This window comes from Pseudomonas sp. GZD-209 (assembly GCF_049310485.1).
Classification (GTDB): domain Bacteria; phylum Pseudomonadota; class Gammaproteobacteria; order Pseudomonadales; family Pseudomonadaceae; genus Aquipseudomonas; species Aquipseudomonas sichuanensis.
Genome location: NZ_JBMOWQ010000232.1, coordinates 1 through 25259, shown reverse-complemented (window position 1 = coordinate 25259; position 25259 = coordinate 1). Strand labels below are relative to the sequence as shown.

At 65.5% G+C, this 25259-nt stretch carries 31 protein-coding genes and 1 tRNA gene; 22 read left to right on the top strand and 10 right to left on the bottom strand.

Features of this window, described 5'->3' with window-relative positions:
- Window position 1: 1 nt before the first annotated feature.
- Genes ACO6VM_RS23460 through ACO6VM_RS23450 form a run of 3 tightly spaced genes read right to left on the bottom strand, consistent with a single transcriptional unit; the run spans window position 2 to window position 2204 of the window.
- Entirely contained in the window at window positions 2–700 is a 699-nt protein-coding gene (locus tag ACO6VM_RS23460) for an ABC transporter permease (protein WP_110994742.1), read from the bottom strand.
- Window positions 701–713: 13 nt separating this feature from the next.
- Window positions 714–1403, bottom strand: coding sequence for an ABC transporter permease (locus ACO6VM_RS23455; RefSeq protein ID WP_401060100.1), 690 nt, complete (start codon window positions 1401–1403; stop codon window positions 714–716).
- A 24-nt stretch (window positions 1404–1427) separates the two neighbouring features.
- Window positions 1428–2204, bottom strand: a complete 777-nt coding sequence (locus tag ACO6VM_RS23450; protein ID WP_401060102.1) for an ABC transporter substrate-binding protein — start codon at window positions 2202–2204, stop codon at window positions 1428–1430.
- 349 nt (window positions 2205–2553) lie between these two features.
- On the opposite strand from ACO6VM_RS23450, the gene ACO6VM_RS23445 reads away from it, so the two are divergent.
- Together ACO6VM_RS23445 and ACO6VM_RS23440 are read left to right on the top strand one after the other, a co-directional pair.
- The gene (locus ACO6VM_RS23445) at window positions 2554–3006 is read left to right on the top strand and encodes a hypothetical protein (protein WP_422403869.1); all 453 of its coding nucleotides are present in this window, start codon (window positions 2554–2556) and stop codon (window positions 3004–3006) included.
- A 79-nt stretch (window positions 3007–3085) separates the two neighbouring features.
- On the top strand, window positions 3086–3505 hold the full coding sequence (locus ACO6VM_RS23440; protein ID WP_401060106.1) for an organic hydroperoxide resistance protein: 420 nt from the start codon (window positions 3086–3088) through the stop codon (window positions 3503–3505).
- A 38-nt stretch (window positions 3506–3543) separates the two neighbouring features.
- Here the strand turns inward: ACO6VM_RS23440 and ACO6VM_RS23435 are convergent, their stop codons facing one another.
- Genes ACO6VM_RS23435 through ACO6VM_RS23425 form a run of 3 tightly spaced genes read right to left on the bottom strand, consistent with a single transcriptional unit; the run spans window position 3544 to window position 6775 of the window.
- The gene (locus ACO6VM_RS23435; RefSeq protein WP_401060153.1) at window positions 3544–5052 is read right to left on the bottom strand and encodes a DHA2 family efflux MFS transporter permease subunit; all 1509 of its coding nucleotides are present in this window, start codon (window positions 5050–5052) and stop codon (window positions 3544–3546) included.
- Between the two features lie 53 nt (window positions 5053–5105).
- Window positions 5106–6230: an HlyD family secretion protein gene (locus ACO6VM_RS23430; RefSeq protein ID WP_401060108.1), complete on the bottom strand. Its 1125-nt coding sequence runs from the start codon at window positions 6228–6230 to the stop codon at window positions 5106–5108.
- A 5-nt stretch (window positions 6231–6235) separates the two neighbouring features.
- Entirely contained in the window at window positions 6236–6775 is a 540-nt protein-coding gene (locus ACO6VM_RS23425) for a winged helix-turn-helix transcriptional regulator (RefSeq protein ID WP_401060110.1), read from the bottom strand.
- Window positions 6776–6980: 205 nt separating this feature from the next.
- On the opposite strand from ACO6VM_RS23425, the gene ACO6VM_RS23420 reads away from it, so the two are divergent.
- The 10 genes from ACO6VM_RS23420 (at window position 6981) to ACO6VM_RS23375 (ending at window position 14895) form a co-directional block, all read left to right on the top strand.
- Window positions 6981–7057 (top strand) — tRNA-Val (locus tag ACO6VM_RS23420).
- Window positions 7058–7248: 191 nt separating this feature from the next.
- On the top strand, window positions 7249–8037 hold the full coding sequence (locus ACO6VM_RS23415) for an alpha/beta fold hydrolase (RefSeq protein ID WP_422403868.1): 789 nt from the start codon (window positions 7249–7251) through the stop codon (window positions 8035–8037).
- A gap of 63 nt (window positions 8038–8100) precedes the next feature.
- Window positions 8101–8502: a PaaI family thioesterase gene (locus tag ACO6VM_RS23410; RefSeq protein WP_401060113.1), complete on the top strand. Its 402-nt coding sequence runs from the start codon at window positions 8101–8103 to the stop codon at window positions 8500–8502.
- Between the two features lie 79 nt (window positions 8503–8581).
- Complete coding sequence (locus ACO6VM_RS23405) at window positions 8582–9571, top strand: acyl-CoA desaturase (RefSeq protein ID WP_401060114.1); 990 nt, start codon at window positions 8582–8584, stop codon at window positions 9569–9571.
- Window positions 9572–9586: 15 nt separating this feature from the next.
- Window positions 9587–9856 carry an acyl carrier protein gene (locus ACO6VM_RS23400; protein ID WP_110994749.1) on the top strand — a complete coding sequence of 90 codons (270 nt, stop codon included), beginning with the start codon at window positions 9587–9589 and terminating at the stop codon, window positions 9854–9856.
- Window positions 9857–9858: 2 nt separating this feature from the next.
- Window positions 9859–10722, top strand: coding sequence for a class I SAM-dependent methyltransferase (locus ACO6VM_RS23395; RefSeq protein WP_401060116.1), 864 nt, complete (start codon window positions 9859–9861; stop codon window positions 10720–10722).
- A 25-nt stretch (window positions 10723–10747) separates the two neighbouring features.
- Window positions 10748–11998 carry a cytochrome P450 gene (locus tag ACO6VM_RS23390; RefSeq protein WP_401060118.1) on the top strand — a complete coding sequence of 417 codons (1251 nt, stop codon included), beginning with the start codon at window positions 10748–10750 and terminating at the stop codon, window positions 11996–11998.
- Entirely contained in the window at window positions 11982–12749 is a 768-nt protein-coding gene (locus ACO6VM_RS23385; protein ID WP_401060119.1) for a thioesterase II family protein, read from the top strand. The genes ACO6VM_RS23390 and ACO6VM_RS23385 overlap by 17 nt, the downstream gene beginning before the upstream one ends.
- Window positions 12731–14416, top strand: coding sequence for a fatty acyl-AMP ligase (locus ACO6VM_RS23380; RefSeq protein ID WP_401060120.1), 1686 nt, complete (start codon window positions 12731–12733; stop codon window positions 14414–14416). Before ACO6VM_RS23385 ends, ACO6VM_RS23380 begins: the two co-directional genes overlap by 19 nt.
- Before the next feature lie 35 nt (window positions 14417–14451).
- A complete protein-coding gene (locus ACO6VM_RS23375; protein ID WP_401060122.1) occupies window positions 14452–14895 on the top strand; it encodes a PaaI family thioesterase in 444 nt (147 codons plus the stop codon).
- Between the two features lie 62 nt (window positions 14896–14957).
- On the opposite strand, the gene ACO6VM_RS23370 is transcribed toward ACO6VM_RS23375, so the two are convergent.
- The gene (locus ACO6VM_RS23370; protein ID WP_401060123.1) at window positions 14958–15863 is read right to left on the bottom strand and encodes an AraC family transcriptional regulator; all 906 of its coding nucleotides are present in this window, start codon (window positions 15861–15863) and stop codon (window positions 14958–14960) included.
- Between the two features lie 177 nt (window positions 15864–16040).
- Between ACO6VM_RS23370 and ACO6VM_RS23365 the strand changes: the two genes are divergently transcribed.
- Together ACO6VM_RS23365 and ACO6VM_RS23360 are read left to right on the top strand one after the other, a co-directional pair.
- Window positions 16041–17093, top strand: a complete 1053-nt coding sequence (locus ACO6VM_RS23365; protein WP_401060125.1) for an NAD(P)-dependent alcohol dehydrogenase — start codon at window positions 16041–16043, stop codon at window positions 17091–17093.
- Window positions 17094–17326: 233 nt separating this feature from the next.
- A complete protein-coding gene (locus ACO6VM_RS23360) occupies window positions 17327–18529 on the top strand; it encodes a sugar transporter (protein WP_422403867.1) in 1203 nt (400 codons plus the stop codon).
- On the opposite strand, the gene ACO6VM_RS23355 is transcribed toward ACO6VM_RS23360, so the two are convergent.
- A complete protein-coding gene (locus ACO6VM_RS23355; protein ID WP_401060128.1) occupies window positions 18526–19164 on the bottom strand; it encodes a cupin domain-containing protein in 639 nt (212 codons plus the stop codon). The two genes, ACO6VM_RS23360 and ACO6VM_RS23355, sit on opposite strands and share 4 nt — an antisense overlap.
- Before the next feature lie 11 nt (window positions 19165–19175).
- Entirely contained in the window at window positions 19176–19331 is a 156-nt protein-coding gene (locus ACO6VM_RS23350) for a hypothetical protein (protein ID WP_347150472.1), read from the bottom strand.
- 157 nt (window positions 19332–19488) lie between these two features.
- Between ACO6VM_RS23350 and ACO6VM_RS23345 the strand changes: the two genes are divergently transcribed.
- From ACO6VM_RS23345 to ACO6VM_RS23335, 3 genes are all read left to right on the top strand, one after another.
- Window positions 19489–19878, top strand: coding sequence for a GFA family protein (locus tag ACO6VM_RS23345; protein WP_401060130.1), 390 nt, complete (start codon window positions 19489–19491; stop codon window positions 19876–19878).
- 36 nt (window positions 19879–19914) lie between these two features.
- The gene (locus tag ACO6VM_RS23340; protein WP_401060132.1) at window positions 19915–20361 is read left to right on the top strand and encodes a bleomycin resistance protein; all 447 of its coding nucleotides are present in this window, start codon (window positions 19915–19917) and stop codon (window positions 20359–20361) included.
- Between the two features lie 101 nt (window positions 20362–20462).
- The gene (locus ACO6VM_RS23335; protein WP_110994760.1) at window positions 20463–20864 is read left to right on the top strand and encodes a hypothetical protein; all 402 of its coding nucleotides are present in this window, start codon (window positions 20463–20465) and stop codon (window positions 20862–20864) included.
- Here ACO6VM_RS23335 and ACO6VM_RS23330 read toward each other — a convergent pair.
- Window positions 20861–21478, bottom strand: a complete 618-nt coding sequence (locus ACO6VM_RS23330) for a LysE family transporter (protein ID WP_110994761.1) — start codon at window positions 21476–21478, stop codon at window positions 20861–20863. The genes ACO6VM_RS23335 and ACO6VM_RS23330 overlap by 4 nt on opposite strands.
- Before the next feature lie 95 nt (window positions 21479–21573).
- Between ACO6VM_RS23330 and ACO6VM_RS23325 the strand changes: the two genes are divergently transcribed.
- The 5 genes from ACO6VM_RS23325 to ACO6VM_RS23305 all read left to right on the top strand — a co-directional run.
- The gene (locus ACO6VM_RS23325) at window positions 21574–21822 is read left to right on the top strand and encodes a helix-hairpin-helix domain-containing protein (RefSeq protein WP_390970629.1); all 249 of its coding nucleotides are present in this window, start codon (window positions 21574–21576) and stop codon (window positions 21820–21822) included.
- Between the two features lie 81 nt (window positions 21823–21903).
- The gene (locus ACO6VM_RS23320) at window positions 21904–22125 is read left to right on the top strand and encodes an MbtH family protein (protein ID WP_110994763.1); all 222 of its coding nucleotides are present in this window, start codon (window positions 21904–21906) and stop codon (window positions 22123–22125) included.
- A complete protein-coding gene (locus ACO6VM_RS23315) occupies window positions 22122–22841 on the top strand; it encodes a thioesterase II family protein (RefSeq protein ID WP_347150469.1) in 720 nt (239 codons plus the stop codon). The genes ACO6VM_RS23320 and ACO6VM_RS23315 overlap by 4 nt, the downstream gene beginning before the upstream one ends.
- 79 nt (window positions 22842–22920) lie before the next feature.
- Window positions 22921–23472: a hydrolase gene (locus ACO6VM_RS23310; protein ID WP_401060135.1), complete on the top strand. Its 552-nt coding sequence runs from the start codon at window positions 22921–22923 to the stop codon at window positions 23470–23472.
- Window positions 23473–23821: 349 nt separating this feature from the next.
- On the top strand, window positions 23822–25259 hold a 1438-nt coding region (locus ACO6VM_RS23305), incomplete at its 3' end, for a DUF6531 domain-containing protein (RefSeq protein WP_422403866.1).

Sequence of the window (25259 nt, the reverse complement as noted above, 5' to 3'; positions counted from 1 at the left end):
CTTAGTGCTTGCGTGGGGCCAGGTAGGCCAGCCAGTGGCGCTCGGCCAGTTTGAACAGGCGCACCAGCAGGAAGGTCAGGGCCAGGTAGATCAGCCCGGCGGTGATGAACGCCTCGAAGGGCAGGTAGTAGCGCGCGTTGAAGGTTTTTGCAGCGCCGGTGATGTCCACCAGGGTGACGATCGAGGCCAGGCTGGTGGTCTGCAGCATCATCAGCACCTCGTTGCTGTACTGCGGCAGGGCCCGGCGCAAGGCCGAGGGCAGCAGGATGCGCCGGTACAGGGTCAGGGGTGACATGCCCATGGCTCGGGCCGCTTCCAGCTCGCCGCGCGGGGTTGCCCGCAGGCTGCCGGCCAGCAGTTCGGCGCTGTAGGCACTGGTGTTGAGGGCGAAGGCCAGGCAGGTGCAGAAGGTTGCGCTGGACAGGTACGGCCACAGCGGGCTCTGGCGCACGGCTTCGAACTGGGCCAGGCCGTAGTAGATGAGGAACAGCTGCACCAGCATCGGCGTACCGCGGATCACGTAGGTGTAAAGCCAGGCGGGGTAGCGCAGCAGGCACCTGCGCGAAACCCGCATCAGCCCCAGGGGGATTGCCAGCGCCAGGCCGCAGGCCAATGAGATCAGCAGCACCTTGAGGGTCAGGGCAATGCCGTTCAGGTACAGCGGCAGGTTCTGCCAGATCAGCTGGTAGTCGAGCATCATCGCAGCGGCTCCCTTACAGCTCGGCGGCGTTGTAGCCGACCGAGTAACGTTGTCCCACACCGCGCAGCAGCACCAGCGACACACTGGTCAGCAGCAGGTACAGCGCCGCCACGGCGAGGAAAAAGGTGAATGGCTGGTGGGTGGCATCGGCCGCGTTCTTGGCCTTGAACATCATGTCCTGCAGGCCGATCACCGAGATCAGCGCGGTGGACTTGGTCAGCACCAGCCAGTTGTTGGTGAACCCCGGCAGCGCCAGGCGCACCATCTGCGGCAGGCTGATCCGCCAGAACACCTGCAGGCCGCTCATGCCATAGGCAGCGCCAGCCTCGGCCTGGCCCTTGGGGATGCCCAGGAAGGCACCGCGGAAGGTTTCCGACAGGTACGCGCCGAAAATGAAGCCCATGGTGCAGACCCCGGCGATGAAGGGGTTGATGTCGATGTACTGCGAGTAACCCAGGGCCAGCGCCAGGCGGTTGACCAGGTCCTGGCCGCCGTAGAACACCAGCAGGATCAGCACCAGGTCAGGGATGCCGCGCACCACCGTGGTGTAGACCTCGCCCAGCGCCGCCAGCCACTTGAGGGGGGACAGCCGGCAAGCGGCGCCGAACAGGCCCAGGCCGATGGCCACTGCCATGGCCAGCAGGGCCAGTTCGATGCTCAGCCAGGCACCCTCGAGAATGCTCGATCCATAGCCGTGAAGCATGATGAAAACCCTCGCAAGCCAGCGTTACTGGCCGTAGATATCGAACGGGAAGTACTTGCTCTGCACCTGCTGGTAGGTGCCGTTGGCGCGGATCGCGGCGATGGCGGCGTTGAGGCGCGCCAGGTTGGCGGTGTCGCCTTTGCGCACGGCGATACCGGCGCCACGGCCGAAGTACTGGGGGTCGCTGATGTCCGGCCCGACCAGGGCAAAGCCTTGGCCGGCGGGGGTCTTGATGAAGCTCTCCTCGGTGTTGACGATGTCGGCGAGGGTGGCATCCAGGCGCCCGGACACCAGGTCGAGGAAGGCTTCGTTCTGCGAGGCATAGCGCACCACTTCGACGCCCGCAGGCTCCAGTTGCTCGGTGGCGAAACGGTCATAGGTGGAGGCGCGCTGCACACCCACCTTGCGGCCCTTGAGGTCCACGGCAGGTACGGCGAGCTGGCTGCCGGCCTTCATCGCGAACTTGCCCGGCGTGTGGTAGTAGCGGTCGGTGAAATCGACCGACTTGAGGCGGTCTTCGGTGATCGACATGGACGACAGCACGGCGTCGATCTTGCGCACCTTCAGCGACGGAATCATCCCGTCGAACTCCTGGATCACCCACTGGCACTTGACCTGCATCTGCGCGCACAGGGCATTGCCGATGTCGTAGTCGAAGCCGGCAAGCTCGCCTTCGGGCGTGCGGTAGGAGAAGGGCGGGTAGGCCGCCTCGATGCCGATCCGCAGGCTTGCTTCTTCGGCGTGGGCGAGGGCGCTGCAGGCACAGAAGGCCAGTGCGCCGAGAAGTCCGGTCTTGTTCATTTTATCGACTCCGGTGGGTGGGCAATGCCGCCCGGCGCTGCATGGGCGAGGGGTCGGCGGAATTGAAATTGACACAATTAATTTCACAAATCAATACAGTGAAAATAAACATGTCAAAAAGGCGATGCCCGGTTCACCCTGGCGGCCGAGCGGGCACCGGCGCCCACCCCGACCCGAGGCTGTATCTCTTTGTATCCACCCCCGGCCTTTGCAACCTCGCTTACAAATACCGCTACCGATGGATACGCCTCGGATACATGCCTGGGGCCAAATGCGTCAGCCCGAACGAAAAGCCTGCCGGCGATGTCCGGGCCCTTCTGGCACAACCCAACCGCTATCGGAGCAACACATGCACAACACCAAGACTCGTATCGGCCTGCTCACCATCGCCCTGGTGGGCGGTATCAATCTCACTGCCTCGGCCTTCGCCGTGGAGGCGCTGCCCCAGGGCTACCAGGTCGCGGCCGCCGGCAAGGCCGCGGAAGGCAAGTGTGGCGAGGGTAAATGTGGCGCCGGCGCAGCCCAGGCCAAGGGCGCCCAGGCGGAAGGCAAGTGCGGTGAAGGCAAGTGCGGCGATGCCTCCTTCGCCCGTACCGACACCGACCACGATGGCCGTGTCTCGCGCGCTGAGCTGCTGGCGGTGGCGCCCAAGGCCAATGCCGAGTTCGACGCCATCGACGCCAACCACGACGGCTACCTGTCGGAAGGCGAGGTGTACCAGTTCCGCAAGGGCCAGTTCGACGCCAATGGCAAGCCATTCCCGGCCGACCTGTACAGCAAGCTGAGCCAGGCCAAGAACTGAACCTCGGCACTGGCCAAGGCACGGCGCCGGGCACCTGGCCCGGCCAAGCCTTCCCCTACCTTCGTGAAGGAGCAGCAGCATGACCCAGCAGACCACCATCCTTTACACCGCCCGCACCCACACCAGCGGTGGCCGCGACGGGCGCGGCCAGGCCATCGACGGCGAGCTTGACCTGGCCTTGAGCCCGCCCGGCTCCGGCCGCCCTGGCAGCAACCCCGAACAGCTGTTGGCCATTGGCTGGTCGGCCTGCTTCATCGGCGCCCTGCGCCGGGCGGGGCAGAAGCTCGAAGCACGCATACCAGAGGGGGTGGCGGTGGATGCCGAAGTCTCCCTGGGCCAAAGCGCCGACGGCGGTTTCATCCTGGCCGCCCAGCTGACCGTGCACTTGCCAGGCCTTGCGGACGCGCAGAAGAGCGCCCTGGTGGCGATGGCCCACCAGATCTGCCCGTACTCCAAGGCGACGCGTGGGAACATCGAGGTGAGCTTCGTCATTCCTTGAATGGCATGCCCCGCGCACCCTGCCCAGGGCGCGAGGTATCAATGCGCGTCGGCCGATGGCTGCGGCGGCGGCTGGACCTTGCGCATCAGGGGCACCAGCAGGGTGGCGATGGCAAAGCACAGCATGATCACCAGAAACGCATCGGCAAAGGTCAGCGTCTGTGCTTCGCGCCAGGTCAGGCCCCACAGCTGGTGCAGCGCCGCCTGGCCGGCGTCGAGGCTGTTCTGGCCCAGTGCCTGGGCGTTGTCGCGCCATTGCTCGAGCCAGCGGTTCATGCCCTCGTTACTGGCGTTCAGGTGTTCGGCCAGGCGCAGGAAGTGCAGGTTGGTGCGATCGTTGAGCACGGTCGCACAGGCCGCGATGCCGATTGCGCCACCGAGGTTTCGCATCAGGTTGAACAGGCCCGAGGCCAGTTTCAGGCGCGCCGGCGACAGTGCGCCCAGGGTCAGGGTCACGGTCGGCGGCACCGCCATCTGCTGGGCGAACCCGCGTATGGCCTGGGGCAGCAGCAGTTCCTTGGCGCCCCAGTCATGGGTGATCGATGAGAAGTCCCACATCGAAATGCCGAACAGCGCCAGCCCCAGCATCAGGATCCAGCGCAGGTCCACGCGGTTGGCCAGAAAGGCGTAAACCGGGATGGCCAGCAACTGGAACACCCCGGTGGAGAACACCGCCAGGCCAATGTCCAGCGCGCCGTAGCCGCGAACCCGGCCGAGGAACAGCGGCGTGAGGTAGATCGTGGCGAAAATCCCGATCCCGGTAATGAAGGAAAACAGGCAGCCCAAGGCAAAGTTGCGCTCGCGCAGGGCGCGCAGGTCAACAATGGGGTCGTCGATGTTCAGGCTGCGCCAGACGAACAACACACCGCAAATAGCGGCCACCCAGGCCGTGCTGGCGATGGTGCTGTCGCTGAACCAGTTCCAGCGCGGGCCTTCTTCCAGGGTGTATTCCAGGCAACCCAAAAACAGCGCCATCAAGCACATGCCCAGGTAGTCGGCGCCCTTGAGCAAGGCCAGGTTGGGGCGGTCGACCTTGACCAGAAGCGGCACGGCGATGGTGACGAACAGGCCGGGCACCAGGTTGATGTAGAACAACCAGTGCCAGGACGAGACATCGGTGATCAAGCCACCCACCGCCGGGCCCAGGGTGGGTGCAAGCGACGCGATGGCGCCGATCACCGAGGCGGCGATCACCCGTTGCTTGCCGCTGAAGTAGATGAACGCTGTGGTGAACACCAGCGGGATCATCGACCCGCCGAGCAACCCTTGCAGTGCGCGAAAGGCGATCATGCTCTGGATGTTCCAGGCCAATGCGCACAGCAGGCTGGTCAGGGTGAAGCCGGCGGCCGAGGCGGCGAACAGCCAGCGCGTGCTCATCACCCGTGACAGCCAGCCCGACAAGGGGATGACGATGATTTCCGCGATCAGGTAGGCCGTCTGCACCCAGGCGGTGTCGTCGGCGCCGGCCGAGAGCCCGCCACCGATGTCCTTCAGTGACGCCGAGACAATCTGGATATCGATCAGGGCAATGAACATCCCGACGCACATACAGGCAAAGGCCGTGACCTTTTGCGCGGGGCTGAGGGCGGGCAGTTCGCTGGTCACGGCCGGCCTGCCGACGCAACCCCAGGCAGGGGCTGGGGCCTGGTATCGACTTCGGCGAGCACCGACAGGCCTGGGCGCAGCGCGCCGAATTCGGCATCGCTGCCTGACAGGCGAACACGTACCGGCACCCGTTGCACGATCTTGGTGAAGTTGCCTGTTGCGTTCTCGGCGGGCAGCACGCTGAACTGTGCGCCCGTGGCCGGCGCAATACTCTCGACGTGGCCTTGGAAGGTGCGGCCCGGCAGGATGTCAGCGGTCACCCTGACCGCCTGGCCTACCTGCATGCGGGCGAGCTGATCCTCCTTGAAATTGGCGTCCACCCACAGGCCGTGGGCGGGTACCACCGAAATCAACTGGCTACCGGCGGCGGCATAAGCCCCCACCTTGGCCCGGCGGTTCCCCACATAACCGTCCACCGGCGCGCGCAGTTCGGTGTAGCCGATGTTCAGTTGCGCCTGCTGCCGGTCCGCTTCGGTCTGGGCCAGGGCCGCCAGGGCCTGCTCACGTTGGGTGCCGATCACCGCCAGTTGTTGGCGCGCCGCCAGCAGGCCGGCATCGGCGTGGGCGCGGTCGGCCAGCGCGGTTTTCCAGGTAGCCTCGACCTGCTGGGCGCTTTGCACCGACACCGCCTGGCTGTTCACCAGGGTCTGGTAACGGGCGCGGTCGTGCTGGGCCCGTTGCGCCTCGGCGCTGCGCGCGTCGATCTGGGCCTTTGCCTGGCTGATGATGGCCTGCTGCAGCAGCTCGACTGCATCCAGGTTGGCCAGGCGTGCCCGTTGCGCGGCCACGGCGCCATCGGCTTTGGCCAGTGCCGCCTGGTAGTCGCGCACATCGATGCTCGCCAGCAGGTCACCGGCTTTGACGAACTGGTTGTCCTGCACTGCGACTTCACTGATATACCCCGGCACCTTGGCGCTGATCACGGTAACGTCTGCGCCCACGTAGGCATCGTCGGTGTCTTCGATGAAGCGCGCGCTCGACCACCAGTGGCTGGCATAGCCCACGGCGCCGACCACCGCGAGCGCCAGCGCGGCCAGGCGCAAGGCCGCTTTTTTCCGGCCCGGCTTGTGTATCGTGGGCGGGGCGGACTGCTCGGGGGCGGGGGCAACGTGAGCGTTCATGGCGTTCAATCCTCTGCAGAGGCTTGGCTGGGGAGGGCGCTGGCCAGGGCATCGCCCTGGCGGTAGGCCCGCCCGGTTTCGGCGCGCCAATGGGTCAGCGGGTCGGCATCGGGCGAAATGCGCAGCCGATGGTCGTCCACGGTTATGGGCCGGCCGGTGTTGGTATCCACCAGCGCCAGGGCAACCGGCTCGCCGGTGTGCTCGTCGGCGAGGTAGACCTTCTTCGAGCCTTCGGCGTGCTTCGCCCCCCAGGCCATCAGGGTCAGGATCACCGGGCGCAGGTCGCGGCCGGCCTCGGTGAGCAGGTATTCGAAGCGCGGTGGGTTGTGCTGGTAGGGCTGACGCACGAGCAGGCCCGAGGCGATCAGATCATTGAGCCGGCGGGTGAGGGTGTTGCTGGCGATGCCCAGACTGTGCTGGAACTCATCGAAGCGGCGCAGGCCGTAGAAGGCATCGCGCAGGATCAGCAGGCTCCAGCCGTCGCCGATGTGTTCGAGGGCGCGAGCCACCGGGCAGGGCATAGGTTGGAAGCTGGCTTTCTTCATGGTTTTGACCTTGGGTGTCATGCCTTGGATGAAATGACTATCCTCCTGTAACTTTCATTATGCAAGTGACTATGCCAGCCGTGGCCTGTTGGCGTGGGCAGCGCGTGTTGCCGGCCGATCTGGCTTGTTTCGCAAAGTTTTTGATTTTTTTGAAAAAAACGCTTTACAGGTAGGTCTTCGATCACTAATATGCGCACCACACGACAGGCACATAGCTCAGTTGGTTAGAGCACCACCTTGACATGGTGGGGGTCGTTGGTTCGAGTCCAATTGTGCCTACCAAACAAAGCCCCGGTTTACCGGGCATCAAAAAAGGCGATCCGCAAGGGTCGCCTTTTTCGTTTTGGCCATCTGCCATGGCTTCCTTGGGCATCCGCGCCCAGGCGCACGGAAAAATATCTGACATGAAAATTTGACAAGGCCCCGTCCTTGGCTATTTTCAGCCGAGCGCCTGAATATCAAGGAAGATAAAAATGAGCGTCATCAGGATCAACGGACGATCGATCCACTATACGGATACCCTGCAAGGTGATGTCGCCCTGGTCTTTTCCCACGGCCTGCTCATGGACCGCAGCATGTTCGGCGCACAAGTCGACGCGTTGCGCGAGCACTACCGGGTCATCACCTGGGACCAGCGCGGGCATGGGCAGGCGGGGCCGAACCGTGAACCCTTCAGCCTGTGGGACAGTGCCGACGACCTGGCCGGGCTGCTGGACCATCTCGATATCCCCCAAGCCGTTCTGGTCGGTATGTCCCAGGGTGGCTATGTCAGCCTGCGCGCCGCGCTGCGCTACCCCGAAAAGGTCCAGGCACTGGTGTTGATCGCGACCCAGGCCGGGCTCGACGCGCCTGGGCAGCAGCAACTGTATGCGCAGTTACTCGACGCCTGGATGAACTACGCGTTGACCGATGCCCTGGCGCAAACCGTGGCGGGCTTCATCCTCGGTGACGACCCAGCGTTGGCCGCGCCGTGGATCAGCAAGTGGAAAACCCTCGACACCACCACCCTGGCCCTGAACTTCAAGGCCCTCGCCGAACGCGATGACCTGCTGCCCCAATTAACTCGCCTGCATCAACCGGCCCTGGTGATCTGGGGCGATGCGGACCGGGCCATCAGCCAGGACAAGGCCCTGCAACTCAAGGCGGGGCTGGCCCACAGCCAGTTCTCCAGCGTCGCCGGTGCCGCACATGCGGTGAACATGACCCACGCCGAGCGCGTCAACGCCGATATCCGCAGGTTCCTGTCCGACGCCGTGACCTAGGGCGAACGCCATATTCGCCCTTCGATGACCTGACTCCAATTACAAAAGCAACAGGACGTTGATATGGATATCCCCGAGGGTTTCAAACCGTTGTTTCGCAGCAGCCCGTTCCTCGACCTGCTGGGCCCGTTCCATTACCGCGAAAGCCACGAAGGCTTTACCGTGGGCATTCGTGTGCAGGAAAAACATGCCAATGCGCGCGGCCTGGCCCATGGCGGCCTGTTCATGGCCCTGGCCGACATTGCCCTGGGTTACAACGCCGCATTTTCCAAGGACCCGCCCTTGAAACTGGTGACCACCAGCCTGACCGCCGATTTCGCCGGCTCCGCCAAGGTCGGCGACTGGCTGGAGGCGACGGTCGACATCCAGAAAACCGGCAGCCGCCTGGTCTTCGCCAACAGCTATATCAAGGTCGGCGAGGAGCGCGTGGTCCGCGCCAGCGCCTCGTTCCTGGTGGCTGGCTGACCGTACCACCGGCTGCCGGCTGAGCGTCGGCCGCCCCCCAAAAAAAGTGCCATTCATCCTGAATCATGGAGTGATCGACATGGACAGTGCTGCGCGCGCGCCGGAAAACCTTTCCGGGGTCGAAGACCGACCCGAACGCAAGGACACCAAACGCAAAGCCATCAGCAGCCCGTACTTTCATCGGCTGCAACGCAAGCATTTCCTGCTGTTCGACGTGTTGCCCATCCTCGGCGTGGTCCTGGCGATCGCGCTGGCCTTCATTCACCCGGTCAGTGCCGTGGACATCGGCTTGTTCATTGCCTTCTGGGCCTTGTCGGGCATCGGTATCAGCGTCGGCTACCACCGCTATTTCACCCACCGTTCGTTCAAGGCCAAGCCGATGGTCGGCGCCGCGCTGACCGTGCTCGGCTCGATGGCGGGGCAGGGCGCACTGCTGTCCTGGGTCGCCATGCACCGGCGGCACCATGAGCTGAGCGACCAGCCTGGCGACCCGCACTCGCCGAACCTGCATGGCCCTGGCGTGGTGGCGGGCATCAAGGGCCTGGTGCACTCGCACTTCACCTGGATGAAGGAGCATGACTACCCCAACGTTGCCTACTATGCCCCGGACCTGCTGCGTGACCCGCTGGTGGCGCGCACCGCACGTCACTACTACAGCTGGGTCGCGCTGGGCCTGGTGCTGCCGGCCATCCTTGGCGGGTTGCTCAGCCAGTCCTGGTGGGGTGCGCTGACGGGCTTCCTGTGGGGTGGCGCCGTGCGCATGTTCGTCGTCGGCCACATCATCTGGTCGATCAACTCGCTGCTGCACCGCTTCGGCACCCGGCCTTACCAATCCCGCGACTTCAGCCGCAACGGCGGCGTGTTCGGCCTGCTGACGTTCGGTGAGGCCTGGCACAACAACCATCACGCCTTCCCCGAATCGCCCTCGTTCGGCCTGCAATGGTCGGTGTTCGACCCGGGCTACTGGGTGATCCGCGGCCTGAACCTGGCCGGCCTGGCCTGGGACCTGCGGGTGCCCAGCGCGCAGCGAAGAACCAGCCGTAAAAACAGAAAACTACAGCCACGCTAACAAGGAAGCTCGATCATGACCTCATTCGAAGTTGTCACCGCCGACAAGGACACCGTGGTTCACTGGTGCAGGGAACAGATCGGCCAGTTGCTCAACGCCCCCGCCAGCACTGTGGATGAACGCAAGGATTTCAGCGAGCTGGGCCTGGACTCGTCGCTGGCCGTATCGCTGCTGATCGAGATCGAGCAAGCCTACGGCGTCGAGATCTCCGCCGAGGAGCTGTTCGACAACCCCTCGATCACGGCGGTCGCCAGCCTGATCGTGGCGCGCAGCAGGAAGGCCTGACCATGAGCACCGCGCCTGCCGAGCAACGCCTGCACGCCGAGTCGCAAGCCATCCGTCATCACTATGACGTGGGCAACGACTTCTATGAACTGTGGCTGGACCCGACCTTGTCCTACTCCTGCGGGCGTTGGGTCGGCTGTGACACCCTCGAAAACGCCCAGCACAACAAGATCGCCTACCACCTCGACGCGATCGATGCGCCGCGTCTGCAGTCGGTGTTGGACATCGGCTGTGGCTGGGGCGGGGTGCTGCAGGCCCTGGAACGGATGCCCAACATCAACCGCGCCGTGGGCCTGACGCTGAGCGAGCAGCAGGCCCGGCATATCGAGGCCCAGCCCTGGGGCAAGGTCGCGGTGCACGTCAGCAACTGGCAGGAATATGCCCCCGAGCAGCCATTCGACGGGATCATTTCCGTTGGTGCCTTCGAGCACTTTGCCGCCCCCACCGACAGCATCGAGGAAAAGATCGCGATCTATCGCCGGTTCTTCTGCGCCTGCCGTGGCTGGCTCAAGCCCGGCGGCCTGCTCTCGCTACAGACCATCGCCTATGGCGCCATGGCCCGGGAGCAGGCCAGCCGATTCTTCAACGAGCAGATATTCCCCAACGCCGACCTGCCGACCTTGAGCGAGATCGCCGAAGCGGCGCAGGGCGTGTTCGAGATCGAGCGCGTCGAAAATGGTCGCCTGGATTACGCGCGCACCTGCGAGCACTGGTACCGGCGGCTGTCCGCCAACCGGGCGCTGGCGGTGGAGCGGGTGGGGGAAGAGGTGGTCAACCGCTACCTGCGCTACCTGAAGATGTCGGCCTATGGCTTCCAGTTCGGCAAGATCCAGTTGTTGCGGCTCCAGCTCCGCGCGCTGCGCTAATCCCTCTGATGGAAGGAAACTGTCGATGTCCGAAAGTGCCCAGAGTCAGCGATCCTGCGCTGACAAACCCTTGCAACTGCCGCGTTTCAACCCGTTCAGCGCCGAGTTCCGCGAGACGCCCTACCGGGTCTACAGCCAGCTGCGCGAACACAACCCGCTGCACAAGGTGCTGGGCATGTGGGTGGTCACCCGGCATGCCGATGTCATGGGCATCCTGCGTGACCGCAGTTGCAATGCCAGCATCATTCCCCAGCAGGTGGACAACCAGGCGGCCAGGTTTGGGCGCGACAATGCGCCTTTCCAGCGCCTGGCCTACAAGTCGATCGTGTTCACCGAGAACCCTGACCACAATCGCCTGCGCAAGCTGATGAACATCGCCTTCAGCGCCAAGGCGCTGGACCAGTTGCAGGCGACCCTAGACGGCATGGTCGAGGACCTGCTGGCCGAGGGTTACCGGCATGGCGGCCTGGACATAGTCGCCGGCCTGGCCCAGCCCTTGCCGTTGCGTATCATGTGCCACTGGGTCGGGCTGCCGAGCGAGATGCACGCCACCATCGACGCCTGGACCCATGCCATTCGCTTCCTGCTCGAGCCGGGGTTGATGGTCAAGGACGATTTCGAGAAGGTCAGCGCCGTGCTCGATGACTACATGGCCTACCTCTCGACGGTGATCGACGAACGCAGACGGGCGCCCCGGCAGGACCTGATCAGCCAGCTGCTCGACCTGCAACTGGACGGCGACCGGCTGAACCAGGAAGAGCTGATCTTCGTCTGCATCATGTGCTTCGTGGCCGGCAACGAAACCACCAAGAGCCTGATCGGCAACGCCATCCACGCCTTGCTCGAGCACCCGGCGCAATACCGCTTGCTGCAACAGCGCCCGGAGCTGGTCGCCGGCAGTGTGCAGGAAGCGCTGCGTTACGAGACGCCGTTGCAGCACACCAAACGCCTGGCCACCCGCGACCTGGTGCTGGACGGCCAGCCGATCAAGGCCGGCGAGCAGATCCTGCTGTGCCTGGGATCGGCCAACCGGGACGAGCGGGTGTTCGCCGATGCCGAGGCGTTCAATATCGAACGCAAGACCAAAGGCCACCTGGCATTCGGCTACGGCATGCACGGCTGCCTGGGCGCCTTGCTGGCCGAGCGCCAAGCCGAGGCGGTGATCGGGCGCTTGCTGCAAGGGCCGCCAATGCTGCGCGGTGGCGCCACGCCCAGCTGGCAGTCGGGCAGCTTCATCGTGCGCAGCCTGGCGGCCCTCGATGTCCAGTTCGCCTGACGCAGTGGGGCGGCCGAACATGCACGGGCAAGAGGTTTCACTGGTGTGCTTCCCCCATGCCGGCGGCAGCAACGCCACCTACAACGCGTGGGGGGCGCGCCTTGGGCCGGGCATCCAGCGGCTGCGGCCGGGCTGCTTCGACAGCCACGGGCAACGCGCCGGCTTCAGTACACTCGACGGCCTGGCCATGCATATCGCCGGGCAACTCGCCGGCCAGCCCGCACCGCTGGTGTTCTATGGCCACAGCATGGGGGCGATCCTGGCCTACGAGGTGGCGCGCCTGCTGGCGCGGGACAACCCGTGGCAGGTGGCACACCTGTTCGTCTCTGGGCGACGCGCGCCGCAGTTGGCCGCGCGGCTTGCGCCGGTTCACCAGCTGGCCGATCACGCTTTTATCGAGGCTTTGCGCGCCTACGGCGGGGTGCCTGCAGCCTTCGATGGCAACAGCCGCCTGCTGCACAGCCTGGTGCCGGTGATTCGCGCCGACCTGGCGCTGGTCGAAACCTACGGTTTTACCCCCCACCCGCCGTTGCAGTGCCCGATCACGGCGATCCACGCCACGGATGACCGGGTCGTGGTGGCTGACGAGCTCATGGCCTGGCAGCACAGGACCTGCGCCGCGTTCGAGTTCCAGGCCTGCGACGGCGGCCACTTCTTCCATGTCGAACAGCCGCAGCGGCTGGTCGACCTCCTGCAGCGATCATTCGCCAGGCCACTCGACAGGAGCCTTGCATGCGCGCCATCCCATTGATCACCGACTGCCTGGACCAGCACAGCCAACACTGCCCGGACAAGCCGGCCTACCTGTTCCTGGGTGAAGGCTTGCAGGTGGAACGCCAGCTCACCTTCGCGCAGTTGCGCACGGCGGCCAGGCACTTCGCCGGGCAACTGCTCACCCAGGCGCGGCCGGGTGACCGGGCGCTGTTGATCCTGCCGCCCGGGCTGGATTTCATCGTGGCGTTCTTTGCCTGCCTGTACGCCGGGGTGGTCGCCGTGCCTTTGTGCCCGCCCAATAAAAGGCGCTCGCAGCGCACCCTTCAAGGCATCGTCGAGGACTGTTCGCCGCGGTTGGTTGTCACCGTCAAGGTGCTCGGCGATGCGCTCGAAGGCCAGGGCGCGCGCGAAGGCTTGGTCTGGCTGGCCATGGACAGCCAAGACCTGCCCGAGCCAGTGCCGCTGTGCGCACCAGCAGCCGACCTGAACACCCTGGCCTTCATCCAGTACACCTCTGGCTCCACCAGCGCGCCGAAAGGGGTGATGGTGAGCCACGGCAACATCGCCGCCAACCAGGCGATGATCTGCCAGGCATTCGGCCACAACCCGGACTCCACGGTGGTCGGCTGGGTGCCGCATTACCATGACCAGGGCCTGATCGGGAACATCCTGCAGCCGATGTTCGTCGGCGCCACCAGCGTGCTGATGTCGCCGGTGACGTTCATGCGCTGGCCGTTGCGCTGGTTGCAGGCGATTTCCAGGTACCGGGCGCACTCCAGCGGCGGCCCCAACTTCGCCTTCGCGGCCTGTATCAAGGCCTTGGCCCGCGAGCCGGACATCGAGCTCGACTTGCGCAGCTGGCAGGTCGCTTTCAACGGCGCCGAACCCATCCAGGCCGAGACCCTGAACGCCTTCCAGGCGGCATTCCAGCGCCATGGCCTACGCCGCGAGGCGATCTATCCCTGCTATGGCTTGGCCGAGTGCACCCTGCAGGCGTGCGGCAGCGATAAGGGCAGGGGCCCAGTGACCCTCACGGTTGACCCCGAGGCCTTGCGCGACGGCCGTATCCTGCTGGCGTCGCGGGGCCAGACCCTGGTCAGCTCCGGCCGTGCGATGGCCGGTTCGCAGGTGGCGATCGTCGACCCTGGTTCAGGCAACGCCCTGGCAGCCTGCACCATCGGCGAGGTGTGGATCAGCGGCCCGCATGTCGCCCAGGGTTACTGGAACCAGCCCGCGCTGTCCGCGCAGACCTTCTGCAACCCATTATCGGGGGCCATTCAGGCACCTTATTTACGTACCGGGGACCTGGGCTTCATCCACCAGGGCGAGCTATACGTAACCGGGCGGATGAAAGACGTGATGATCATTCGCGGCAAGAACTACTACCCGCATGACATCGAACACAGCGTTTCGGCTGCCCACCAGAGCCTCGAGGATTCGGCCTGCGCGGTGTTCGCCGTGGCCGGTGCCGAGGAAAAAGTCATCGTGGTGCAGGAAGTTCGCCGTGAATGGCGCAAGAAGATCGTGCTGGACGAAGTGATCTCGATCATTCGCCAGGCGGTGGTCAGCCACAACGACATCACCCCCCACGACATCGTGCTGCTGATGCCCGGCAAGCTGCTCAAGACCAGCAGCGGCAAGGTCATGCGCAGCGCCATGCGTACCCAGTACCTGGATCAGACTCTCGAGCGGCTGCAGGGTTAGCAGCGCTTCTCAGGCCAACGACAAGGAACGACACCATGCAAGAGTTCACTGCAAGCAACCCGGACTACGACGCCCATGTGCAAGCCGCAGTGCTGAGCATGCCGGCGGCCAGGCTGCTGGGCTTTCACTACAACTACCTCAAGCCGGGCTACTGCGAGATCGAGCAGCCCACGCGCAAAGAGCTGACCCAGCACAACGGCTACCTGCAGGGCGGCATCATCGGCACCTTGGCCGACTTCGCCGCTGGCTCGGCCGCAGGGACCTTGCTGCCGCCCGGCTGGGTCAACATGACCACCGACTTCACCGTCAAGCTGATCGCCCCGGCGGACGGCGAGCAGGTGCTGGCCAGGGGCCGGGTGATCAGCGCGACGAACAACACCACAGTGGCCGCGGCCGAGCTGTTCGCCATCAAGCAAGGCAAGGAAACCCTGTGCGCCACGGCGCTGGTGACCTTGCGCAACATCCCGCTGCGGGCGTGAAGCCAGGCCTGTGTTTCATCGATTGCATGAACTGACCGCCGGCTGGGCCTGCGCCGCAGGCCTCACACCGGCAGGCTTGTATACGGCTGCTCTTCCCCAGGGCTGCGGGCGAACTCGCGCTTGTACTCGCGGCTGAACTGCGAGGTGCTCTGGTAGCCGACCCGGTGCGCCGCCTGGGCCACGCCCAGGCCTTCGCCGATCAGCATCTGCTGGGCCTTGAGCAGGCGCAGGCGCTTGAGGTACTGCATCGGCGCCAGGTCGGTGCTGCGCTTGAAGTGCTCGTGGAAGGTCGACACGCTCATGTTGGCCCGGCTGGCCAGCTCTTCCACGCTCAGGGCTTCGGCGTAATGCTCGCGCAAGAAGGCCAGGGCGGCGCCGATGCGGGCGAAGTGCCCCTGCTGTTCGACCAACGCCCGCAACACCCCGGCCTGTGGCCCGCGCAAGGCGCAATAGAGCACCTCGCGCACCCGTGCCGGGCCCAGCACCTTGGCGTCCAGTGGGTCCTGCAGGCACTGCAGCAGGCGTTCGACGCTGTCGCGCATGGCCGCGTCCAGCGCCGCCGAGCTCATCGACTGCGGGGTTTGCACCTGCACCGGCGCATCCGGTGCCAGGTTCATGCTTTGCACCAGCTCCCCCAACTGCGCCCGGTCGATATCCACCGATACACCCAGCAGCGGCGCCTCCGGGGTGGCGAAGGTTTCGCACATGAAGGGGACCGACAGCGCCTGGATCAGGTAATGCCCGGCCCCGTATTCCAGGGTGCGCGGGCCCAGGCGCGCCAGTTTGCTGCCCTGGGCCAGGATGATCAGGCTGGGCTCGTAGATCTGCGGGCTGCTGGCCACGTAGTGGTCCCAGGTCAGCACCTTTACCTGAGGCAGCATGGTTGGCACGAAGCCTGGGCGCGTGGCGAGGCCGCGGATCAATGAGCAGAGCGTGGCGTTGGCATCCACATGGCGGGTGAGGTGCATGGTCAACCTGGGCAGAGAATCGGACAGTGGCATCTTCGCAGAATCGCAGTTCAGCGCCAGAGGTGGCCTGGCGATTCCGGAGAATCAGGCATGCATGCCGGAGGATCGGCGATGGGCGAGGGCGGTTTGGGCGCCCAAAATGCGCCGCCTGAATCGTTTCACTTTTCGAGGTTCCCCATGTACAACGCCATCGGCTACGCCGCCCAGACCCCTAGCAGCCCTCTGGCTCCCATGACCTTCCAGCGCCGCAGCCCGCGCGCCGATGACGTTGCCATCGAAATCCTCTACTGCGGCGTGTGCCACTCCGACATTCACCAGGCGCGCAACGAGTGGGGCATTGCCGTGTACCCGCTGATGCCGGGCCACGAGATCGTTGGCCGGGTCACTGCGGTGGGCGAAAACGTCAGCCGCTATCAGGTCGGTGACCTGGTCGGCGTGGGCTGCATGGTCGACTCCTGCCGCCACTGCGAGGCCTGCCGCCAGGACGTCGAGCAGTACTGCCTGCAAGGGCCAACCATGACCTACGCCACCCCCGACCGTGTGGACGGCAGCAATACCATGGGCGGCTACTCCAACAGCATCGTGGTCAGCGAACACTTCGTGCTGCGCATCCCCCAGGGCCTGGACCTGGCCAGCGCAGCGCCGATTCTGTGCGCCGGCATTACCACCTACTCGCCCCTCAAGCACCATGGCGTCGGCCCCGGCCACAAGGTCGGTGTGCTGGGCATGGGTGGCCTGGGCCACATGGGCATCAAGTTCGCCAAGGCGCTGGGCGCCGAAGTGACCCTGTTCACCCGCTCGGCGAGCAAGGCCGAAGAAGCCCGCCGCCAGGGCGCCGACCATGTGATCGTGTCCACCGATGCCGAGCAGATGCGTGCCGCTGCCGGGCGTTTCGACTTCCTGCTCGATACCATTCCGGTGCAGCATGACCTCAATCCTTACCTGGAAACCTTGGCGTTCGGTGGCGTGCATATTCTGGTCGGGCTGATCGAGCCGGTCGATCCGCCGGTGCATGCCGCCAACCTGGTGATGAAGCGCCGGGTGCTGGCCGGGTCGTTGATCGGCGGGATCGCTGAAACCCAGGAGGTGCTTGAGTTTTGTGCCGAGCATGGGATCAGCTGTGATATCGAGATGCTCGATATCCGCAACATCAACCAGGCGTATGAGCGGATGATCGTCGGGGATGTGAAGTATCGGTTTGTGATCGACATGGCGACTTTGCAGGCCTGATCGAATCGCGGGGCAAGCCCGCTCCCACGACAGCACTGATAGTCGTGGGAGCGGGCTTGCCCCGCGATTGCGTTGTTGTGTCTTGCCATGGCGGCGCCCTGTGGTTGTGACACCCGGCCTCGATGCGTACCATGCCCGGCATCCTTCCAATAACAACACGTGCGTCAACGGCCCTGATCCCTGGCCGCCGACGCGCGCCCTGTTGCCTTGCCCGCGGAGAAACACCCCTTCACATGAATGGCCCCGTACCTACCACAATGCCGCCCACCGCCGGCACCGGCAGCTGGCTGAGCGTCATCGCCCTGGCGCTGGCGGCGTTCATCTTCAACACCACCGAATTCGTCCCGGTGGCGCTGCTCAGCGACATCGGCCGCAGCTTTGACATGACCACCGCGCAGGTCGGCCTGATGCTGACCATCTACGCCTGGGTGGTGGCGCTGGCCTCGCTGCCGATGATGCTGATGACCCGCAACATCGAGCGCCGCCGCCTGCTGTTGCTGGTGTTCCTGGTGTTCATCGTCAGCCATGTGCTGTCGTGGCAGGCGCAAAGCTTCGCCATGCTGCTGGTCAGCCGCATCGGCATCGCCCTGGCCCACGCGGTGTTCTGGGCGATCACCGCGTCGCTGGCGGTGCGGGTGGCGCCGCCGGGGCAACAGGCCAAGGCGCTCGGGCTGCTGGCCACCGGCACCACCCTGGCCATGGTCATGGGTATCCCGCTGGGGCGGGTGGTGGGTGAGGCGCTGGGCTGGCGGGTGACCTTCCTGGGCATCGCCGGGGTGGCGCTGGCGACCATGCTCTGCCTGATGAAATCGCTGCCGCTGCTGCCCAGCCAGAACTCGGGCTCGCTGCGCAGCCTGCCGATCCTGTTCAAGCGCCCGGCGCTGGTGATCACCTATGTGCTGGTGACGCTGGTGATCACCGCGCAGTTCACGGCCTATAGCTACATCGAACCCTTCGCCCTGCACGTGGCGCAGATCGGCGGCGAGCGCACCACGCTGCTGCTGTTGCTGTTCGGTGGCGCGGGCGTGTTCGGTTCGCTGCTGTTCAGCCGCTACAGCGATCGCTTCCCCCATGGCTTCCTGGTCGGTTCGATCGGTGCGCTGGTGGCGTGCCTGCTGTTGCTGTTGCCGCTGTCGGGCAACTTCTACCTGTTCGCCGGCCTGAGCATGGTCTGGGGCATCGCGATCCTCAGCTTCAGCCTGTCGCTGCAATCCAAGACCCTCAAGCTCGCCTCGGATGCCACCGATGTGGCCATGGCGCTGTTCTCGGGCATCTACAACATCGGCATCGGCGGTGGTGCACTGCTGGGCAGTATCGTCAGCAGCCAGACGAGTGTGGCGAATATCGGCATGGTTGGCGGGGGCGTGGCGGTGGTCGGGCTGCTGCTGGCAGCGGCCAGCACCCGGCGCTTCCGTGAGGCGCTGGGCGGGGCCTAGCCCCCGAGGTTCAGCGCGGCCTCTTTCAGCCAGACCCGCGCGCCCTGGCTGCCGGCCTTGAGTTCGACGGCCTGCCCCGCCGGCAGGCGCATCCAGCTCCAGGTCGGCAGGCTGCCCGCCGAGCCGTGCAACTGGCCACCCAGTACCAGCAGCTCCAGCCCACGGCCACTGTCCCAGCGGCATGTATCAGCCGGCTGCAGCACTTCCAGCCAGACCCGTTCATGGTCATTTTCAAACAGCGTCCCGCCCTGCGCGGGTAACTGCATCACCAGCGCCTGGCGATCCTGCGGATGGAACTGGCGCAGGCGCACGAAGATCACACAGCCTTCGCTGGCGCCCGGGGCATGGGCGCTGCCCGGCGGGTTGCGCACGTAGCTGCCCACCGGGTAACGGCCGTGCTCATCCTCGAACACCCCGTCCAGCACCACGAACTCCTCGCCGGCACCGTGCACATGGGCACTGAAACGGCTGCCCGGCGCATAGCGCACCAGCGAGGTGGCCCGCGCCTGCTCGCCGCCGACCCGGTACAGCATGCGCCGCTCGACGCCGGGCAGTGGGCTGGGCAGCCACGGCAATGCGGCGCCGTGCACGGTCACGGGGCGGGACAGGTCGGCGTTCAGTTGCAGGTCGTGCATGCTGGCTCCCGTCAGCGCAGGAAGGGGTTGCGCAGACGCACCCAGACGACCGCCGGCAGGGCCATCAGCAACCATTTGAGGTAGCGGTTCACGTCGTACTGTTCGCAGGCCACGCCGATGACGGTGCACACCACCACCACCGCGAGGAACTCGATCATCTTGTGCATCGGTTGCTTTCCATCATTGGCACAAAGGAGGGCGCGCACTTTACCAGTTGGCAAGCCAGCATAGCGCCGTTGCATATCGCCGTAACATTTTCACGCTTTACAGTTGAGCGTGCCCAGCTACTGTCCTGGCAGTTTCATCAGCCAAGGACGCGCCACCATGCCTACTCACAACGGCGGCTGCCTGTGCGGCCGTGTCCGCTTCAGTGCTCGCGGTACGCCGCGGTTTCCCCACACCTGCTCCTGCCACATGTGCCAGCGCCACTCCGGCAGCCTTACCCTGTGCTGGGTGGAGTTCGACAAGGCCGACGTGTCGTGGACCGGGGAGGGCGGGGCGCCGAGCCTGTATCGCTCATCCGAAGGCTCCAGCCGCGCCTTCTGCCCGACCTGCGGCAGCTCCCTCGGCGCCATCGACGATGCGCCAACGGTGGCCTTGCTGCTGGGCTGTTTTGACGCGAAAGGGGCAGATGCCTTTCGGCCGACCGCGCATTCGTTCAGCACCTCGCGGCCACGTTGGTGGACGCCCGGCGCTCGCACTGACACCCTGTGAGCGGCTAGCCCAACCAACACGTCATGGAAGATCGCAATGCTCAAGCGCAACAGCCTGGTCCCCGAACTGATCGTCAGCGACCTCGAGGCCAGCCTCGGTTTCTGGGTTTCACTGCTGGGTTTCGACATCGCCTATCAACGCCCGGAACAGCGGTTCGCCTACCTGGACCTGAACGGCTCGCAGGTCATGCTCGAACAGCTCGACCCCGATGACAACTGGCTTACCGGCCCAATGGAGAAACCCCTGGGGCGGGGCATGCACCTGCAGATCGACGTGGTGGCGGTCGAGCCACTGATCGAGCGTCTCGAGCAGCAACGCTGGCCGCTGTTCAGGCCTTGCGAGGAGGTGTGGTACCGGGTGGGCGAGGCTGAAGTGGGGCTGCGCCAGTTCCTGGTACAGGACCCCGACGGCTACCTGATCAGGCTGGCACAGTGGCTGGGTGAAAGGCCCGTTCAAGTGACGTCGTGCTGTTCCCTTGAGTGACTGGGGCTGCAACGCAGCCCCAGTTGACGCGATGCCAGTGCCCGACTTGCCGAGGTTGTGCGGCCTGCGGCCAACCTCATGAAAGGCGCTATCCTTGCCCCATGACCAACCAACCTCCACTACGCCACCCATGCCCACCAGGCGCCTGTGACTGCGGCCGCGAGCAGCTGCTCGACGGCCCGGCCGAAGGGCGGCGCATCCTGCTGCTTACCCGCGAGGAAGAAAAGCGTCTGGTCGAACGCCTGGAAAACCTCAAGGACCTCGACGACCTCCACCATCTACAAGGGCGCCTGTACCAGAACCTCGGCATCCGCGTGCACATCGCCCCCGGCTACAACGAGGTACGCACCATGCGCGGCATCGTCATCGAGCTGGAGGCGCTGCCTGGCCTGTGCCGCAAGACCCGCCAGGCGATCCCCGCCGCCATCCGCCGTGGCCTGGAGCGCAATCCGCAGGTGGCGTATCGCCTGCTGGATGCCCATGACCTGCTGGGTGGCACCTAGCGCATCGCCGCCAGCTTGATCCCGAACCCTACCAGGCAGGCACCCGCCAACCGCTCCAGCAGGTTGCTGACCCGCGGGCTGGCACGCATGCGCTCGGCGAGGTGGTGGGTGAGCAGCACGGCCACCAGGCCGTAAAGCAGGGTCAGCGCTGCGACGGTCACCGCCATGAAGCCGAAGGTCAGCATGCCCTGGTGTTTCACCGGGTCGATGAACAGTGGGAAGAACGCCATGTAGAACATGATCGCCTTGGGGTTGAGCAGGGTGATCATCATGGTCTGGCGCAGGTAGCGTCCGCCGGCCATGCCACTGTCGCGCGGCGCCGCGCCGGGCTTGCTCAGCACCATGCGCAAACCGAGCCAGGCCAGGTAGGCGGCGCCGGCCCACTGCACCACGTGGAAGGCTGCCGGGTACGCGGCCAGCAAGGTGGCCACGCCGGCCACCGCCAGCCACATCAGCACCTGGTCACCGAGGATCACCCCGAAGGTGGCGGCCAGCCCGCCCTTGATGCCGCCCTTGCCGGTGGCGGTAATCAGGGCGAAGTTGCCGGGGCCGGGGATCGCCAGCAGGATCAGGAACGCAATCACGAAAGCGCCGTAGTCGGTCACGCCGAGCATGGGGGAGTTCTCCAGGTGCGGGGTTGGCGGGCAGAAGACGATATATGCCATCATCCGCGGCGCTTGCAAAGCCGCAACATCACAAGGAGGTGAGGATGGCGTTTTCAACCGATGAACGTGAGCAACTGCTGGCGGTCAAGGGCGTCGGCCCGACCGTGCTGCAGCGCCTGGAACAGCTCGGCTACAGCTCGCTGGCACAGTTGGCCCAGGCCGACGCCCGGCAGATTGTCGAAGCCGCCGCCAGCCTGGTCGGCTCCAGTTGCTGGAAGAACAGCCCCCAGGCCCGCAGCGCGATCCAGGCCGCCATTGCACAGGCCAAGTCATCGACCGGTGTACCCGGCTAATTTTCCCCAGCCGCTTTTCGTTTCTATGAGAGCCACGCTGCGCCCCGCGCATTCGGCCCTCATCATCCAAGGAGACAGGCAATGACTTCCGTTTTCGACCGCGACGACATCGTGTTCCAGGTAGTGATCAACCACGAAGAGCAATATTCCATCTGGCCCGACTACAAGGCCATCCCCAATGGCTGGCGCGCGGCCGGCAAAAGCGGCCTGAAGCAGGACTGCCTGGCCTGGATCGACGAAGTCTGGACCGACATGCGCCCGCTGAGCCTGCGCCAGCAGATGGCCGCAGCCGCCGCGCAGTGAGCACAGTGAACCTGCTGTGCCTGCCGTACTCCGGGGCCAGCGCCATGGTCTACAGCCGCTGGCGGCGCAAGCTGCCGGCCTGGCTGCAGGTGCGCCCGGTGGAGCTGCCGGGCCGCGGCGCGCGGCTGGGCGAGGCGCTGCACACCGACATGCAGGCCCTGGCCCGGCAACTGGCCAGCGAACAACGCCTGGCGGCCAACACTCCCTACGCCTTGCTCGGGCACAGCCTGGGGGCGCTGGTGGCCTTCGAGCTGGCCCACGAGCTGCAGGCACTGGGCTGCCCGCCACCCTTGGCGCTGTTCGCCTGCGGCACGGCGGCCCCGACCCGGCGCGAGGACTATGACGGCGCGAACTGGCGCGAGCCGAAAAGCGACGAAGCGCTGCTGGCCGAGCTGCGCAAGCTGGGCGGCACGCCCGAGGAAGTGCTGGCCAACCAGGAGCTGATGAGCCTGACGCTGCCGGTGGTGCGTGCCGACTTCCTGCTGTGCGGCCGCTATGCCTACCGTCAGCGGGCGCCGTTGCACTGCCCGCTGCATGTGCTCGGCGGCGACACCGACCGCGCCAACGCCGAACAGCTGCAGGCCTGGCGCCGCGAGTCCCAGGGCGAGTTCAGCCTCGAGATGTTCCCCGGCGGGCACTTCTTCATCCACGAACATGAAGACCGTGTGCTGGGCGCGCTTACCGGTGCGCTCGAGCCGTTGCGGCTCACCGCCTGATTGACGTCACCCCTTGCCTGGGCGAGGCTTGTCGCCTGCGTGGCGTCACGGCCACGGTTTTCCAGGCAAGGGGCTGACAATGCTGATCGATTCAACACGCGCCACGCTGCTGGTGGTCGACATCCAGGAAAAACTCATCGGCGCCATGAGCGACCCCGCAGGCACCGAGGCCCGAGCGCGCTGGTTGCTGGCAGCGACCGCCGACCTGGAGCTGCCTACGGTGATTTCCGAGCAGTACCCAAAAGGCCTTGGCCACACCCTCGAATCCCTCAAGGCGGCTGCGCCAAGCGCCGTCATCGTCGAGAAGACCCACTTTTCCTGCGTCGCCGCCGACTGCCTGCCGGCCAGCCTGCTGGACCGTGAGCAGGTGATCGTGTGCGGCATGGAAACCCACGTCTGCGTGCTGCAGACCGTGCTCGGCCTGCTCGCCCTGGGCAAGCAGGTGTTCGTGGTCGAGGACGCCTGCGACAGCCGTACCGCCGCCAGCAAGGCCGCAGGCCTGGCACGCATGCGCGCCGCCGGGGCACAGATCGTCACCCGCGAGATGGTGCTGTTCGAACTGATGGGCAGCGCCAGCCACCCGCTGTTCCGCCATATCAGCAAGACCTACCTGGTGGGTGAACAACCCTGATGGTTGGCCTCGCTAAGACGCGGCCAGCAGCCCACCGGCATAGCCCTCGTTGCAGGCGTTGTCGGTGGCGGCTGTTTGTCTGCTGATGATGTTTGTAAGAACTCCACTACAGCCAAATGGGAAAGCGCCCTCATTCCGCCGGGGTGGTTCCTGACTCCTTCAAGTGCCACCGCCTGAGTATCGTCTCTCGCCACGATTCAGGCTGACTGATGGCTGGCCCAACTGAGTAATCCGTTGCGTGCCCGGCGCGCCGGGCACCATGGCTGCGACCTGGTATGCAACTTCTCTGTGCTGCGCAATCGATCTGCCTGGATGCCCTTGATGATCAGGTACCAGGAGCAGCGATTCCATGCCCGGAAGGTCTTGCGACACCCTTGTGAAGCCCTGCGCCTTGCAGGTGGCGATCACCCCGTTGGCCGAAATCCAGGCCAAGGACGTCGGCCGTGGCGCCGCAGTGTTCGACGCCTGGCTGCGGGAAGTCAGTGCCGGCCATGCCACCCTCGAGCGCCTCAAGGCCGTCGCCGGCAATGTGCCGGTGGCGGGCAACAGCATCGCCCTGATCGAAGCACTGGGCGCTATCGCTACCCTGGCCCGCAGCAAGGTGCCCGACCCGCTCGACTGCGCCACCTTTGCCCTCAATCTGATCGGCCTGGTCACCTCGCCCGCCGGTGAAGCGCCGGCGCGCATGAGCTTGCGGCCGATGCTGTTGTTCGTGCGCCAGGAGGGTAAGCAGGTGCTCGACGATGCGTCGGTCGAACTGCTGGCCGGCCACCTCAACGCCGATATCGTCGGCAGCCTTGATAATTTCGTCAGCCAGGCCGCCGGCAAACTCACGGGCATCCTGGCCGAGGCCGCCACCCTCGGCGAGCAGATCATCCTCGACATTGCCAGTGGCCTGGCCACCCTGGCCGAAGGCGCCGGCCCAAAACACGCCCGCCTGGCATCCGCCACGAGCAGTGCGCTGATTCACAACCCGCTGGCCACGCTCGACAACTACCTGGCCGGTGCCTTTAGTGCCTACAAGAGCGCCGGCAAGGGGATGACCAGCGCCGACGTCAGCCCCACCCTCAGCGCAGCAGCCAAAACCGAACTGCTCGCCCACAGCGCGCACCTGCGCACCTTGGCCCCACTGATACGCGGCATGATCCTCAAGCTGGGCGATGCCGGCAGCCCCGGCTCCATCGAAGCCCTGAGTCAGATTCTGGCCAGCAGCGTCAAGCAGTGGCGCCAACGCAACCCCCAGGTGGTGGCAGCCAACATCAAGCCCGGCGGCACCTGCAAGGCCCGCCACCAGCTGGCCGAAGGCAAGCTGGAAACCCAGAAAGAGCAGGCGCCCGCGTTCCAGGCCGCCAACCCGTGCAAGAACGGCGCCCCGGCCAACACCTGCAACAGCATCAACTTTGCCCTGGGCAGCGAGACCCTGCAGCACACCGATTTCAGCCTGCCCGGCCCGTTCCCGATCACCTGGACCCGCACCTACCACTCGCGCCTGGCCGCCCTCGACAGCGCCAGCCTCGGCGCCCGCTGGATCACCGCCTTCACCACCTGCATCGATGTGCAGGACGATGGCTTGCTGCTGCACGATATCGACGGCCGCAGCCACGCCTACCCGCTGCCCAAGGTCGGCAAAACCCATTACGACGCGGTCGAGTACCGTGGCCTGACCCGCACCACCGACACCCAGCTCATCCTCTCGCGCGGCCAGGAGCGCCACGAGACCTACGAGCGTGTTGGTGAGCGCTTCCACCTGGTGCATATCGTCATGCGCAACGGCGTCGGCGCGATGT

Bases quoted from the DNA above. Each gene is read 5' to 3' on its own strand.
- ACO6VM_RS23410 (WP_401060113.1), top strand. From the start codon at position 8,101: ATGGATATCCCCGAGGGTTTCAAACCGTTGTTTCGCAGCAGCCCGTTC.
- ACO6VM_RS23400 (WP_110994749.1), top strand. From the start codon at position 9,587: ATGACCTCATTCGAAGTTGTCACCGCCGACAAGGACACCGTGGTTCAC.
- ACO6VM_RS23325 (WP_390970629.1), top strand. From the start codon at position 21,574: ATGGCGTTTTCAACCGATGAACGTGAGCAACTGCTGGCGGTCAAGGGC.
- ACO6VM_RS23375 (WP_401060122.1), top strand. From the start codon at position 14,452: ATGCAAGAGTTCACTGCAAGCAACCCGGACTACGACGCCCATGTGCAA.
- ACO6VM_RS23355 (WP_401060128.1), bottom strand. From the start codon at position 19,164: ATGCACGACCTGCAACTGAACGCCGACCTGTCCCGCCCCGTGACCGTG.
- ACO6VM_RS23445 (WP_422403869.1), top strand. From the start codon at position 2,554: ATGCACAACACCAAGACTCGTATCGGCCTGCTCACCATCGCCCTGGTG.
- ACO6VM_RS23320 (WP_110994763.1), top strand. From the start codon at position 21,904: ATGACTTCCGTTTTCGACCGCGACGACATCGTGTTCCAGGTAGTGATC.
- ACO6VM_RS23380 (WP_401060120.1), top strand. From the start codon at position 12,731: ATGCGCGCCATCCCATTGATCACCGACTGCCTGGACCAGCACAGCCAA.
- ACO6VM_RS23455 (WP_401060100.1), bottom strand. From the start codon at position 1,403: ATGCTTCACGGCTATGGATCGAGCATTCTCGAGGGTGCCTGGCTGAGC.
- ACO6VM_RS23365 (WP_401060125.1), top strand. From the start codon at position 16,041: ATGTACAACGCCATCGGCTACGCCGCCCAGACCCCTAGCAGCCCTCTG.
- ACO6VM_RS23415 (WP_422403868.1), top strand. From the start codon at position 7,249: ATGAGCGTCATCAGGATCAACGGACGATCGATCCACTATACGGATACC.
- ACO6VM_RS23370 (WP_401060123.1), bottom strand. From the start codon at position 15,863: ATGCACCTCACCCGCCATGTGGATGCCAACGCCACGCTCTGCTCATTG.
- ACO6VM_RS23340 (WP_401060132.1), top strand. From the start codon at position 19,915: ATGCTCAAGCGCAACAGCCTGGTCCCCGAACTGATCGTCAGCGACCTC.
- ACO6VM_RS23385 (WP_401060119.1), top strand. From the start codon at position 11,982: ATGTCCAGTTCGCCTGACGCAGTGGGGCGGCCGAACATGCACGGGCAA.
- ACO6VM_RS23335 (WP_110994760.1), top strand. From the start codon at position 20,463: ATGACCAACCAACCTCCACTACGCCACCCATGCCCACCAGGCGCCTGT.
- ACO6VM_RS23390 (WP_401060118.1), top strand. From the start codon at position 10,748: ATGTCCGAAAGTGCCCAGAGTCAGCGATCCTGCGCTGACAAACCCTTG.
- ACO6VM_RS23310 (WP_401060135.1), top strand. From the start codon at position 22,921: ATGCTGATCGATTCAACACGCGCCACGCTGCTGGTGGTCGACATCCAG.
- ACO6VM_RS23440 (WP_401060106.1), top strand. From the start codon at position 3,086: ATGACCCAGCAGACCACCATCCTTTACACCGCCCGCACCCACACCAGC.
- ACO6VM_RS23360 (WP_422403867.1), top strand. From the start codon at position 17,327: ATGAATGGCCCCGTACCTACCACAATGCCGCCCACCGCCGGCACCGGC.
- ACO6VM_RS23350 (WP_347150472.1), bottom strand. From the start codon at position 19,331: ATGCACAAGATGATCGAGTTCCTCGCGGTGGTGGTGGTGTGCACCGTC.
- ACO6VM_RS23430 (WP_401060108.1), bottom strand. From the start codon at position 6,230: ATGAACGCTCACGTTGCCCCCGCCCCCGAGCAGTCCGCCCCGCCCACG.
- ACO6VM_RS23330 (WP_110994761.1), bottom strand. From the start codon at position 21,478: ATGCTCGGCGTGACCGACTACGGCGCTTTCGTGATTGCGTTCCTGATC.
- ACO6VM_RS23345 (WP_401060130.1), top strand. From the start codon at position 19,489: ATGCCTACTCACAACGGCGGCTGCCTGTGCGGCCGTGTCCGCTTCAGT.
- ACO6VM_RS23435 (WP_401060153.1), bottom strand. From the start codon at position 5,052: ATGTGCGTCGGGATGTTCATTGCCCTGATCGATATCCAGATTGTCTCG.
- ACO6VM_RS23405 (WP_401060114.1), top strand. From the start codon at position 8,582: ATGGACAGTGCTGCGCGCGCGCCGGAAAACCTTTCCGGGGTCGAAGAC.
- ACO6VM_RS23425 (WP_401060110.1), bottom strand. From the start codon at position 6,775: ATGAAGAAAGCCAGCTTCCAACCTATGCCCTGCCCGGTGGCTCGCGCC.
- ACO6VM_RS23460 (WP_110994742.1), bottom strand. From the start codon at position 700: ATGATGCTCGACTACCAGCTGATCTGGCAGAACCTGCCGCTGTACCTG.
- ACO6VM_RS23395 (WP_401060116.1), top strand. From the start codon at position 9,859: ATGAGCACCGCGCCTGCCGAGCAACGCCTGCACGCCGAGTCGCAAGCC.
- ACO6VM_RS23450 (WP_401060102.1), bottom strand. From the start codon at position 2,204: ATGAACAAGACCGGACTTCTCGGCGCACTGGCCTTCTGTGCCTGCAGC.